The following is a 12,484-nucleotide window of genomic DNA, read 5'->3' on the forward strand; positions in this document are numbered from 1 at the left end:
GGTGCTCATCGGGTTCCTTCGGCCAGTTCGGTGAATGCTTCGTCGTAGATCGCGGTCGCCTGTGCGACTTCGTCGGCGGTGACGACGCAGGGCGGCACGACGTGGATGCGGTTCTCCGAGACGAACGGGAGGAGGCCCTTCGTCAGGAGGCTGCGCTTGAGGGAGGCCATCGCCGCACCCGGCAACGGCTCTCGCGTGGCTCGGTCGGTCACCAGTTCGAGGGCCCAGAACACCCCTTCGCCGCGCACTTCGCCGATCACGGCGTGCTTCTCGGCGAGGGTCTCGAGCTGCGGCCCGATCTCCTCGGCGCCGATCCGGCGGGCGTGGTCGATGATGCCCTCGTCATCCATGGCGTCGAGGGCGCCGACGATGGATGCTGCCGCCAACGGGTGGCCGCTGTAGGTGAGACCCCCCGGGAACACCTGCTCGTCGAACTGCGCGGCGATGTCCTCGGAGATGATCACCCCGCCGACGGGAACGTAGCCGGAGTTGACGCCCTTGGCGAAGGTGATCAGGTCGGGAACGACGTCGTAGCCGTCGAAAGCGAACCAGCGGCCGGTGCGCCCGAACCCGGCCATCACCTCGTCGAGGATGAGCAGGATGCCGTAGCGGTCGGCGAGTGCGCGGACGCCGGCGAGATATCCCGGCGGCGGAATGAGCACTCCCGCGGTGCCGGGGACGGTCTCCAGCAGGATCGCCGCGATCGTCGAGGGACCCTCCGCCTGGATGACGCGTTCGAGGTGGTGCAGGGCGCGCGCCGACTCCTCCTCCGGGGTGGTGGCCCAGAATTCGGTGCGGTACAGATACGGCCCGAAGAAGTGCACGTGTCCGCGCGCGTACTGGTTCGGGATGCGACGCCAGTCGCCGGTGGAGACGATCGCCGCGCCGGTGTTGCCGTGGTACGAACGGTAGGTCGACAGCACGGTGTCACGGCCGGTGTGCAGGCGGGCGAGACGGATCGCGTTCTCATTCGCGTCCGCGCCGCCGTTGGTGAAGAACACCTTGGCGAATCGCTCGGGCGCCTTGTCGAGAATGCGGCGGGCGGCCTCACCGCGGGTCAGGTTCGCGGTGGCCGGGCCGATGGTGGACAGCGTCGCCGCCTGTTCCTGGATGGCGCGGACGACGGCGGGATGCTGGTGGCCGATGTTCACGTTCACGAGCTGGCTCGAGAAGTCGAGGTAGCGCCGCCCCGCGTGATCCCACACGGTGGTTCCCAGCCCGCCGGCCAGCACGACCGGGTCGAGCGTCGCCTGCGCCGACCAGGAGTGGAACACGTGTTGCCGGTCGAGCTGTTTCGCCAGCGCGTCGAGGTCGGTGGTCGTGTCGGTCATACGTTCTCCTGCGCTTCGTCTCGTCGCTTCGCTCCTCGCTCAGCGACCGGGCGGTGGGGTCTTACGTTCCTCGCTCAGCGACCGGGCGGTGGGGTCTTACGTTCCTCGCTCAGCGACCGGAAGGGAACCCCTCTCCCGTGTCCGGTCGCTGAGCGAGCGTAGCGAGACGAAGCGTCAGCTTCCGCCCTCGGTGGGTGTGACCTCGACGGGTTCGAAGCTCTCGCCGGTGATGTCGACGCCCTCAGCCTCGAGCTCGTCCAGGGCCTGCTGGATGTACTCGTTGGAATACGCGGTCGCGGGCGGTTCGGCCGTGATGAGGTGAGCGCCGGTCTCGTTGACGGCGGCCATCGCTCCCTCCACGGTCTGGGCCCACGCGGCCTCGTCGATGATGCCGATACCGTCGTCGGCCGGCCAGATGAGCTTGTTCGTCTCGTTCATCATCCAGAGCTCGTGGCTCGGGCCCCAGCCCGAACCGGAGGCGAGGGTGATGTCGGCCGCGTCCTGCGGGTTGTCGCGGGCGAAGGCCCACCCCTTCACGACGGCCTTGAGGAACGACACCGCGGTGGCGGCGTACTCCTCGTCGGAATCGAGCCGCTCGGTGTCGGCCCAGATCGCGTCCTGCAGCATCCCGCCGACGGTGTCCTGGTAGCTGATGACGTTGAAGTCCTCCGGCTGATACAGCTCGCCGGTGTCGGGGTTCATCGTCTCGAGCAGCTGGGCGTACTCGTTGTAGGTCATCGCTTGGGCTGCGTCGATGTCGCCCTGCAGGAAGGCGTTCATGTTGAAGTCCTGCGTGATGATCTGCACGGTGCTCGCATCGAGTCCCTCGGCAGCCATCGCCGCGAAGATCTCCCACTCGTTGCCGAAGCCCCACGAACCGATGCGCTTGCCCTCGAAGTCGGCGACGGAATCGATGCCGGAGTCGGCCCACGACACCTGCAGCGTGCCCGAGCGCTGGAAGATCTGCGCGATGTCGGTGAGGTTGGCTCCCGCTTCGATCGAGCCGAGCACCTTGGGCACCCAGGCGATCGCGAAGTCGGCGTCACCGTTGGCGAGGGCGTCCTGCGGAACGATGTCGCCGCCCGAGGGGACGATCTCGACATCCAGGCCCTCCTCTTCGAAGAAGCCTTGATCGACGGCGGCGAAGTACCCGGCGAACTGCGCCTGGGGCAGCCACTGCAGTTGCAGGGTGACGGGGGTGAGCTCTTCTCCTCCGCCATCGCCGGACTCGGAGGGGGTCGTGCCGCCGCCGGAGCAGGCAGCCAGGACGATGGCGGCCGAGACGGCGAGGGCGCCGGTCGTCAGCGCGCGACGTGTGCGGTGTCTCATGTCGTTCCTTTCGGGTAGTGAGTGCGGTGGTGCGGGGACGACCTCGGTGAGCGAGGACGCGGGCACCGTCGTGTGGAGCGCGTCAGCGCGCCCCCTCCGACGGGATGCGGCGGCGGACGATGCGTTCGAGCAGGGCGGTGGCGAGGAAGAAGACGAGCCCGACGACGATGCCCGCCGCGACGTACGCCCAGGCGCGGGCGTAGGCGCTGGTGGCGGCCGAGGTCGAGATGAAGGTGCCGAGACCGCCGCGGGGGCCGCCGAAGTACTCAGCGACGAGCGCTGAGATGACGGCGAGCGAGCTCGCGATGCGGAGGCCGGTGAGCACGTAGGGAACGGCGGTGGGCAGGGTCACGGTGCGGAAGATCTGTCCGGGACCGGCCGCGTACGCGCGGAGGAGGTCGCGGTGGACGGCCCGCGTCTGGCGGAGGCCGCGCAGCGTATTGACGAAGACCGGCACGAAGGCGGCGAGGCCAGCGATCGCCTGCCGGCCGAACTGGCTGTCGGCGCCGAACATGGAGTTCAACACCGGCGCGAGCGCCACGATGGGCACCACCGCGAGCGCGGCGACGATCGGCGTCGACATGCCGTCGATCGGGCGCCACTGCGCGGCGAGAGCGGCGAGCAGCACCCCGAGGGCGCCGCCGACGACGAGACCGACGAGCGCGTTGAAACCGGTGACCACGGCCGCCGACGAGATCGCGGGCCAGAACTCCACGACCTCCGCCGCGATCGAGGCGGGGCTGGGGAGGAGGTAGTCCGATACGCCGCCCACGGTGACCAGCAGCTGCCACGCCGCGAGGGCGATCACCCCGACCGCGATCGGGGTGATGACCCGCAGTCGCGCCTCCGTGGCGGCGCTCAGGCGGCGGCCGTGCGCCAGCGACGTCACCGTCCGTCCACCCCTCGAGCGCCGGTGGGGGCGGGCGCGCCGTGCAGCGCGGCACGCACCGCGGTGACCCGCTCGAAGAACGCCGCGTCTTCGCGCAGCGCCTCGTCGCGTTCGCCGCCGAAGCGGGTCTGCTCGATCGCAGTGATGCGTCCCGGCCGCGGCGACATCACCACCACCCGGTCGGAGAGGAACACCGCCTCGGCGATCGAGTGGGTCACGAACACGACGGCGGCGCCGGTCTCGGCGGCGATCCGCGCGAGCTCGTCCTGCATGCGCTCGCGGGTCATCTCGTCCAGCGCGCCGAACGGCTCGTCCATGAGCAGCAGCCGCGGTCGCTCGGCCAGGGCGCGGGCGATCGCGACGCGCTGCTGCATCCCGCCCGAGAGCTGGTCGGGGTAGCGGCCCGTGAAGTCCGCCAGGCCCACCATCTCGGCGAGCTCCGCCACGCGCGTGCGTCGTTCGCCCGCGCCGACCCCGTGCAGCTCGAGAGGGAGGGCGATGTTGGCGGCGACCGTGCGCCAGGGCAGCAGCCCCGCCTGCTGGAACGCGATCCCGTACTCCTGGTCGCGGCGCGCGCGATCGGGGGTCTTCCCGAACACCTCGACGGTGCCCGACGTCGTCGAATCGAGGTCGGCGATGAGGCGCAGCAGCGTCGACTTCCCGCATCCGGACGGCCCGATGAGCGAGACGAACTCGCCCTCGGCGACGGTGAGATCCACGCCGTCCAGAGCGGTGACCACACCCTCTCGCGTGTCGAACGTCTTGGATACACCGGTGACCACGACCGCGTCGCTCATCAGGCCGCTTCCCCTCGTCGGTACTTCTGCAGAGACAGCCCCAGGAGGGCGATGGATGCTGCGGCCACGAGCCCGAGGGCGACCGCACCGAAGATCGGGCCCCACGGCTTGGCCGGGTCGCCGGACGCTTGCCCCGCGAACTGCACCAGCAGGCGGCCGATGCCGCCCTGCAGACCGGTCGAGACCTCCGCGACGACCGCGCCGATCACGGCGTTGGCGGCGCCGAGGCGCAGGGCGGGAAGGAGGTAGGGGACGGCGGCGGGGAGGCGCAGCGAGAAGAGGGTGCGCCAGTAGCCCGCGGCGTAGGTGTGCAGCAGCTCGACGTGCAGGCGGTCGGGCGACTGCAGGCCCTTGAGGGTGCCGACCGTGATGGGGAAGAACGCCAGGTAGGAAGCGATCAAGGCGACCGACATCCAGTCCTGCCAGTCCACACCGCCCCGCGACAGCTGCGAGCCCCAGCTCTTCACGAGCGGGGCGAAGGCGATGAGCGGCACCGTCTGACTGAGCACGATCCAGGGGAGCAGGCCCCACTCGGCGATCCGCCACCGTTGCATGACGAGGGCGAGTCCCACGCCCACGACGAGTCCGAGCACCCATCCCGCGGCGGCGATCCCGAGGGTGGTGAGGCCCGCGAGGGCGACCACCGTCCACAACGGCACGGCGTCGGGCCCGCGGGTCACCGGCTCGGCGAGCCGCACGACCATCTCCCAGATGTGCGGCATCGCGAGGTCGGTCGTTCGCGGCAGCACCCGCAGTCCGCCGACGATCACGCCGTCCTCCGGCGCGAGCAGCTTGTATCCCTCCCACAGCGCGACGATCGCGAGCAGACCGGTGAGTCCCCAGCCCCAACTGGCGGCGGCCGATGATCCGGGGCGCCGCACGCGGCGGGGGGCGGATGCGACGATCGTCGACGTGCCGAGATCGGTCGAGGTGGTCATACCTTCGCCGTGACGTGCTCGCCGAGGGTGGGGATGATGCGCTCGCCGTAGACGCGCAGGGTCTCTTCCTTGTTGTCGTGCTGCAGGTAGCCGGCGAACTGCGTCACCCCGAGCGCGCGCAGCTGCTCGAGCTTGGCGATGTGCTCCTCGGCGGTGCCGAGGATGCAGAACCGTTCGACGATCTCATCGGGCACGAAGTCGACGTGGTCGTTGTCGGCCTTGCCGTGCGAGTTGTAGTCGTAGCCGGTGCGCCCGGCGATGTAGTCGGTCAGCGCCTCGGGCACCGAGCCGCCCGTGCCGTACTTGCTCACGATGTCGGCGACGTGGTTGCCCACCATGCCACCGAACCAGCGGCACTGCTCGATCATGTGCGCCCGGTCGGTGCCGATGTACATCGGAGCGGCCACGCAGAACGCGATCGAGTCGGGATCACGGCCCGCAGCGGCAGCAGCATCCCGCACCGTCTTGATCATCCACGCGGCGATGTCGACGTCGGCGAGTTGGAGGATGTAGCCGTCGGCGACCTCACCGGTCAGCTTCAGCGCCATCGGGCCGTAGGCGGCCACCCAGACGTCCAGCTCCGACCCGCGACTCCAGGGGAACTGCAGGGTGGCGCCCTTGTACTCGACCGCCCGGGAGTTGGCCAGCTCGCGGATGACGTGGATGCTTTCGCGCAGCTCCGCCATCGACGAGGGGCGGCCGTTCGTCACGCGGACGGCCGAGTCGCCGCGCCCGATCCCGCAGATCGTGCGGTTGCCGTACATCTCGTTGAGCGTCGCGAAGACCGAAGCGGTCACCGTCCAATCCCGGGTCGCGGGATTGGTCACGAACGGACCGACCGTGACCCGACGCGTCGCGGCGAGGATCGCGGAGTAGATGACGTACGGCTCCTCCCACAACAGGTGCGAGTCGAAGGTCCACACGTGGCTGAAGCCGTGCGCCTCGGCCAGCTGAGCGAGCTGGATCGTGCGCGAGGCGGGCGGGTTGGTCTGAAGGACGACTCCGAAATCCATGATCACCTAAAGGTCGTTGAGCGAGGAGCGAAGCTGCGAGACGAGAACGCCTAGATCAGGTATTGGCTGAGGCCGCGCTTGATGAACCGACCGTCGCCCTTGGCGCCGCGGTACGCGCCGTCGTCGACGATCACGCGTCCCCGCGACAGGACGGTGTCGACGTGCCCGTCGACCTCGAACCCCTCCCACGCGGAGTGGTCCATGTTCATGTGGTGGCTCGCCGCGCTGATGGAGGTGTGGCCGGCGGGGTCGTAGACGACGATGTCGGCGTCGGCGCCCGGCTGGATGACGCCCTTCTTGCCGTACATCCCGAACATGCGCGCCGGGGTGGTGCTGGTCAGCTCGACCCACCGCTCGAGGGTCAGCTCACCCGTGACCACGCCCTGGTACATGAGGTCCATCCGGTGCTCCACCGAGCCGATCCCGTTCGGGATCGCGCGGAAGTCGTCGCGGCCGAGCTCCTTCTGGCCCTTCATGCAGAACGGGCAGTGGTCGGTCGACACCATCTGCACGTCGTTGGTGCGCAGCGCCTGCCACATGTGGTGCTGGTGGCCCTCGCTGCGACTGCGCAGCGGCGTCGAACACACCCACTTCGCGCCCTCGAACGCGCCCCACTCTTCACTGAACGCGCCGAGTTGCTCCTCGAGCGAGAGATAGAGGTACTGCGGGCATGTCTCGCCGAAGACGTTCCAGCCTTGATCGCGCGCCCAGGCGAGCTGCTCGACGGCCTGCTTCGCCGAGACGTGCACGACGTACAGCGGTGCCCCGGTGAGGTTCGCGAGCATGATCGCGCGATGCGTCGCCTCCTCCTCCATCTGCCAGGCGCGGGCGATGCCGTGGTAGTACGGCGCTTTCTTGCCGGCCTCGGCGAGCTGGGCGGCGAGCACGTCGATCGCCGGACCGTTCTCGGCGTGCATCATCGTCAACAGCCCGGTGTCGGCCGACTTCTGCATCGCCTTGAGGATCTGACCGTCGTCGGAGTAGAACACGCCGGGGTAGGCCATGAAGAGCTTGAAGCTCGAGATGCCCTCGTCCACGAGCGAGTCCATCGCCCGCAGCGACTGGTCGTCGACACCGCCGATGATCTGGTGGAAGCCGTAGTCGATCGCGCAGTTTCCGGCGGCCTTCTCGTGCCAGGCGGCGAGTCCGTCTTCGACGCGCTCGCCGGTGCGCTGCACCGCGAAGTCGACGATCGTGGTCGTGCCGCCCCAGGCCGCCGCGCGGGTTCCGGTCTCGAAGGTGTCCGACGCGTTCGTGCCGCCGAACGGCAGTTCCATGTGGGTGTGTGCGTCAATGCCGCCGGGGATCACGTACTTCCCGGTGGCGTCGATCACGGTGTCGACGTTGGCTGCGACATCGAAGCCGAGCAGCGTCGATCCCGGCGCCAGCACGGCGGCGATGGTCTCGCCGTCCACGAGCACGTCCGCGAGGCCACGGCCCGTGGCTCCGACGACCGTGCCGCCGGTGATGAGAGTCTTCATCTCGTTCCCTCCGTATGGTTGCGCTGCTCCTCGCGCTGCGCGATGGCACTTCCGGGAACGCATGCCCGCGACGGCCTGCGGCCGTCGCCCGCCAGTCCCGGTGCCAGCGTCCCCGGAAGTGCCATCGCTCCGCTCGGCGCGGTCACGGCTGGGCGATCCTCGTGTAGGAGTCGGGGCGGCGATCGCGATAGAACTGCCAGTCGTCGCGCATCTCGCGCACCATGTCGAGATCGAGGTCGCGAACGAGGATCTCCTCGTGCTCTCCCGAACCGCGCTCGCCCACGAAGTTGCCGCGCGGATCGATCACCTGACTGGTGCCGTAGAAGGTCACCGCGTCGTCGCCGTACTCGTTGTCCTCGCGGCCGACGCGGTTGGGCTGCAACACGAAGTACCCGTTCGCCACGGCCGCCGCCGGACCCTCGACCTCCCACAGTCGGTTCGACAGGCCCGGCTTCGTCGCGTTCGGGTTGAACACCATGTGGGCGTCGTTGAGCCCCAGTTCGCGCCATCCCTCCGGGAAGTGCCGGTCGTAACAGATGTACATCCCGATCCTTCCGACGGCGCTGTCGAACACGGGATATCCGAGGTTGCCCGGGCGGAAGTAGAACTTCTCCCAGAACCGATCGAGGTGCGGCAGATGGTGCTTGCGGTATTTGCCGAGGATCGTGCCATCAGCATCCACCAGCACCGAGGTGTTGTAGTAGACCCCGGTCTGATCCTCTTCGTAGATCGGCAGCACCATCACGGTGCCGAGCTCGCGCGCCACGTCGGCGAAGCGCTGCACGATCGGTCCGTCGGCCGGTTCCGCGTAGCCGTAGTACTTCTTGTCCTGGGTGATGCCGAAGTACGGGCCGTAGAACAGCTCCTGGAAGCACACCACCTCCGCGCCCTGCGCCGCCGCATCCCGCGCGAACTGCTCGTGCTTGTCGAGCATCGACGCTTTGTCACCCGTCCACGTGGTCTGCGTGATTGCCGCTCTCACCGTCGTCATTGGTGCCTCCGTGCTGATCGTGGCGGGACCCGTCGAAGGTGACGGGGCGTCGGGGCGTCCTTGCCCTCTGTCATCGTGCCCTTCGCACGTTTCTCGACCGTTTCGGACTATGACCAATCCGTAACAGCATCGTCCAGTGGCCTAAGTCAGGGATACATCCTCAGACGGATGCTGTCGAGCGCACCGGCGCGTAGCGTGAAACGGATGCTTCGTACCCTGCGCCCGTCTCAGATCATCGTCGACGTCCTCGTCGCCGTCGTCTTCGCGTTCGGGACGGTCGGCCTGGAGGTGTCGGCCGCGTGGACGTCGGTCTCGACATCGTGGAGCGGCGTCACGGTGGCACTGCTGATGTCGCTCGCCCTCGGCATCCGGCGGTGGGCGCCGGGCCCCGCGCTCGGCGTCGCCTGGGCCGGCGCGGTGCTGCAGATGGTCTTCCTGCTCGGCCCCGTCCCCGCGAACGTCGCGATCTTCGCGGTGCTGTACGTCACCGCTGCGTACGGCTCGCGGCTGGTCTACTGGCTGGGTCTGGCCTCGGCGGTGGCGGGGGCCGTGGTCATCACGGTCTATCTCTTCATCGTGCTCAACGGGGTGACCCTCGACAGCCTCCCCACAGCGCTCGCCGTGCTGGTCGCAGCGCTGTTCGCGCTCCTGCTGTCGTGGGTCAGCGGCGCGCTCGTGCGCACCGCGCGTACCGGGATCGAGACCCGGCGGGCGCAGGAGATCGCCGAAGCCCAGGCCGCGGCCGAGGGGGAACGGGTGCGCATCGCCCGCGACATGCACGACGTCGTCGCGCATTCGCTGGCCGTGGTGATCGCCCAGGCCGACGGAGCGCGCTACGCCGCAGCATCCGACCCCGCCGCCGCCACGACCGCGCTCGCGACGATCTCGACGACCGCCCGCGCAGCCCTCACCGACGTGCGGGTGCTGTTGACACAACTGCGGCACAGTCAGAGCGCGGGGCCGCAACCGACGCTCGCCGACGTCGAGGTGCTGTACTCCCGGGTGCGCGAAGCCGGCGTCGAGCTGCGCGTCGACGTCGACCCGGTCGCAGCGTCCGATCCCCCTGCCGCTGTGCAGCTGGCCGTCTACCGCATCCTGCAGGAAGCCCTCACCAACGCGCTCCGGCACGGCGACGGCGGCGTGGTCGCGGTGCACCTGGGGTGGTATCCCGAGCGCGTGGAGCTCACGGTGCGCAACGGGCGCCGCGGCGAGCCGGGGCCGGGCGGGCACGGGCTGATAGGGATGCGCGAGCGCGCGCAGCTCGTGGGCGGGCGGCTCGAGACCGGACCCCAGGGCGGGGTATTCGTGGTCGCCGCGGTGCTACCGGTGGGAGCGACGTCATGAGCAAGCCGATTCGTGTCGCCCTGGTCGATGACCAGGCGCTGTTCCGCGCCGGGATCCGCATGCTGATCGACTCCCAGCCCGACCTCGACGTGGTGGGGGAGGCGGCGGACGGTGCCGAAGGGGTCGAGGTCATCCGCGCCACGCGGCCGGACGTGGTGTTGATGGACATCCGGATGCCTCGGATGGACGGGCTGGCGGCCACCGCCGCGGTGCTCGCGGGCCCGGTGCCCGCCGGCGCCGAGCACCACCCGCGCATCGTCATGCTGACCACCTTCGACCTCGACGAGGCGGCGGCCCGCGCGATCCGGGAGGGAGCGAGCGGCTTCCTGCTCAAGGACGCCGACCCCGAGTTCCTCCTCGCCGCGATCCGCACGGTGCACGCCGGTTCCGCGGTGATCGCGGCGGCCGCGACGCGCGAGCTGCTCGCAGCCCTCACCACCGCCGCGCCCCGGCCGGTTCCCCCGGCGTTCCTCGCGCTGACCGAGCGGGAGCGGGAGATCTTCGCGAGCGCCGCCCGCGGACTCAGCAACGCCGAGATCGCCGCCCGGGAGTTCCTCTCCGAGGCCACAGTGAAAACGCACATCAGCCGGATCCTGGGCAAACTCGCCCTCCGCGATCGTGTTCAGCTCGTGGTCTTCGCTTTCGAGCACGGGCTCGCGTGACCCCGAGCGGGCCACCCTGTACCAGCCGGTTCTCGGGATCGCCGCGGTAGCGTCGCACCATGCGACTGGGGCGACTGCGGCATCCGATCCTCACCCACCGACGAGCCGAGGTGCTGCCCGCGTGGGTGCGCCGAGGCGACCGGGCGGTGAACCGCTGGATCAACGCCTCCGCGGCCGGACGCGGTCTGGACCTCGGCCTCCGCCGCCTCTCCCGTGCCGCCGACCGCGGGCGCTTGTGGTTCGCGATCGCCGCGGCGCTCGTGATCATCGGCAAGCCGCGGGCGGCGCTGCGCGGCGTCCTGTCCCTCGCCGCGTCCAGCGCGGTGGCGAACCTGCTCGGCAAGCACCTCTTCGGCGGTCCGCGGCCGCTGTGGGCCGAGGTGCCCGAGCGGCGGCAGCTGCACCGCTACCCCACATCGGCGTCGTTCCCCTCGGGTCACTCGGCGAGCGCAGCGGGCTTCGCGGTGGGGGTTGCGATCGAGTCGCCGGTCGTCGGCGCCGTCGTGGTGCCGATCGCCGCCGCGGTGGCCTATTCGCGCCTGCACGTCGGGGCCCACTGGGCGTCGGACGTGGCGGGCGGCGTGCTGCTGGGCGCCGGTGTGGCCGCGGCGGGAGCCGTCATCGTGCCTCCCCGCCGCCCGGCCGATCACCCGGAGGGCGCATCGACCACCGACGTGCGCGCGACCCTTCCCGACGCGGGCGACGGCGCGGGAGTGCTCATCGTGCTCAACGAGAAGGCGGGCACGTCCGTCGTGCGCCCCGACCCTCGCCCCGTCTTCGCCGAGCTGCTGCCCGACGCGCGCGTCGCGGAGATGACCCCGGATATGCCGATGGACCGGATCGTGCGCGAGGCGGCAGCATCCGATCATCCTCCCCGCGTACTGGCCGTGTACGGCGGCGACGGCTCGGTGTCGCGGATGGCCGAGATCGCGCGCGACCTGTCGTTGCCGATGCTGGCGATGCCGGGCGGGACCTTCAACCACTTCGTGCGAGCGATCGGTGTCGAAACCCCGGCGGCGGCCATCGAGGCGGCACGCACCGGCCGTGGCGTGCGCGTCGGCGTCGCGTCCCTGCAGGCGGGGGACGCAGCGCCCATCACCGTGCTGAACACCATCTCGGTCGGGATCTACCCCGACTTCGTCGCGGAGCGCGTGCGCCGGCAGGATCGCTGGGGCAAGTGGGTTGCGGCCGTCATCGCCGCGGCGGTCGTGCTGCGCACGGCACGCCCGATCATGATCGAGGTGGACGGTGAGCCGATGCGGGTGTGGTCGATGTTCATCAGCATCGGCCAGAACGCGCCCGGCCGCGTCTCGACCATGCAGCGGCGCAGTCTGAACGCCGACGAGCTCGACCTCCGCATCCTGCACGCCCGCGGTTCCCGGCTGCGGGCCTTCGGCTCACTGGCCTTCGGGCGCAAGACCGCCGCGGTCCTCCGCGCCCTGCACCTGCTGCCCCCCGCCTCCGACGTCCAGCGACTCCTCGTCGATCAGGCGACGGTCGCCGTGCCGCTGCGCGATGGTCGCGTCGTGCCGTATGCTCACGACGGCGAGCTCGAAGAGACTCCGCCGCTCGACGGCGACCACTACGTGCTGCATCTGGCCGCGGTCCCCGACGCGCTCGAGGTCTACGCCCCCTGAGCCCCCTGTGCATCTGTCCTGTCGCCGAGTCGACATCCCGTCGCCGAATCGACAGCGTACCCGCGCGCGGGT

The 12,484-nt window shown here is 70.0% G+C and carries 11 protein-coding genes; 3 read left to right on the forward strand and 8 right to left on the reverse strand.

Annotation, left to right across the window (positions count from 1 at the left end; all coding sequences use genetic code 11):
- Positions 1-5: 5 nt before the first annotated feature.
- The 8 genes from ACFXP5_RS12170 to ACFXP5_RS12205 all read right to left on the reverse strand — a co-directional run bounded on the left by ACFXP5_RS12170 (position 6) and on the right by ACFXP5_RS12205 (position 8,769).
- Complete coding sequence (locus tag ACFXP5_RS12170) at positions 6-1,331, reverse strand: aspartate aminotransferase family protein (protein WP_394544808.1); 1,326 nt, start codon at positions 1,329-1,331, stop codon at positions 6-8.
- 174 nt (positions 1,332-1,505) lie between these two features.
- A complete protein-coding gene (locus ACFXP5_RS12175; protein ID WP_394544809.1) occupies positions 1,506-2,660 on the reverse strand; it encodes an ABC transporter substrate-binding protein in 1,155 nt (384 codons plus the stop codon).
- Positions 2,661-2,742: 82 nt separating this feature from the next.
- A complete protein-coding gene (locus ACFXP5_RS12180; RefSeq protein WP_394528350.1) occupies positions 2,743-3,549 on the reverse strand; it encodes an ABC transporter permease in 807 nt (268 codons plus the stop codon).
- Complete coding sequence (locus ACFXP5_RS12185; RefSeq protein ID WP_394544810.1) at positions 3,546-4,346, reverse strand: ABC transporter ATP-binding protein; 801 nt, start codon at positions 4,344-4,346, stop codon at positions 3,546-3,548. Before ACFXP5_RS12185 ends, ACFXP5_RS12180 begins: the two co-directional genes overlap by 4 nt.
- Positions 4,346-5,284 (reverse strand): ABC transporter permease, encoded by a 939-nt coding sequence (locus ACFXP5_RS12190; RefSeq protein WP_394528348.1) that lies wholly within the window; start codon positions 5,282-5,284, stop codon positions 4,346-4,348. Before ACFXP5_RS12190 ends, ACFXP5_RS12185 begins: the two co-directional genes overlap by 1 nt.
- On the reverse strand, positions 5,281-6,297 hold the full coding sequence (locus ACFXP5_RS12195; protein ID WP_394528347.1) for a TIGR03842 family LLM class F420-dependent oxidoreductase: 1,017 nt from the start codon (positions 6,295-6,297) through the stop codon (positions 5,281-5,283). The genes ACFXP5_RS12190 and ACFXP5_RS12195 overlap by 4 nt, the downstream gene beginning before the upstream one ends.
- 50 nt (positions 6,298-6,347) lie before the next feature.
- Complete coding sequence (gene hydA, locus ACFXP5_RS12200) at positions 6,348-7,778, reverse strand: dihydropyrimidinase (protein WP_394544811.1); 1,431 nt, start codon at positions 7,776-7,778, stop codon at positions 6,348-6,350.
- A 142-nt stretch (positions 7,779-7,920) separates the two neighbouring features.
- A complete protein-coding gene (locus ACFXP5_RS12205) occupies positions 7,921-8,769 on the reverse strand; it encodes a nitrilase-related carbon-nitrogen hydrolase (protein ID WP_394544812.1) in 849 nt (282 codons plus the stop codon).
- Between the two features lie 204 nt (positions 8,770-8,973).
- Between ACFXP5_RS12205 and ACFXP5_RS12210 the strand changes: the two genes are divergently transcribed.
- Genes ACFXP5_RS12210 through ACFXP5_RS12220 form a run of 3 tightly spaced genes read left to right on the forward strand, consistent with a single transcriptional unit; the run spans position 8,974 to position 12,412 of the window.
- Positions 8,974-10,113, forward strand: a complete 1,140-nt coding sequence (locus tag ACFXP5_RS12210; RefSeq protein ID WP_394544813.1) for a sensor histidine kinase — start codon at positions 8,974-8,976, stop codon at positions 10,111-10,113.
- Positions 10,110-10,775: a response regulator gene (locus tag ACFXP5_RS12215; protein WP_394528343.1), complete on the forward strand. Its 666-nt coding sequence runs from the start codon at positions 10,110-10,112 to the stop codon at positions 10,773-10,775. Before ACFXP5_RS12210 ends, ACFXP5_RS12215 begins: the two co-directional genes overlap by 4 nt.
- A 59-nt stretch (positions 10,776-10,834) precedes the next feature.
- Complete coding sequence (locus ACFXP5_RS12220; RefSeq protein WP_394544814.1) at positions 10,835-12,412, forward strand: bifunctional phosphatase PAP2/diacylglycerol kinase family protein; 1,578 nt, start codon at positions 10,835-10,837, stop codon at positions 12,410-12,412.
- Positions 12,413-12,484: the final 72 nt, after the last annotated feature.

It is taken from the genome of Microbacterium hanjuni (assembly GCF_043556395.1).
Classification (GTDB): domain Bacteria; phylum Actinomycetota; class Actinomycetes; order Actinomycetales; family Microbacteriaceae; genus Microbacterium.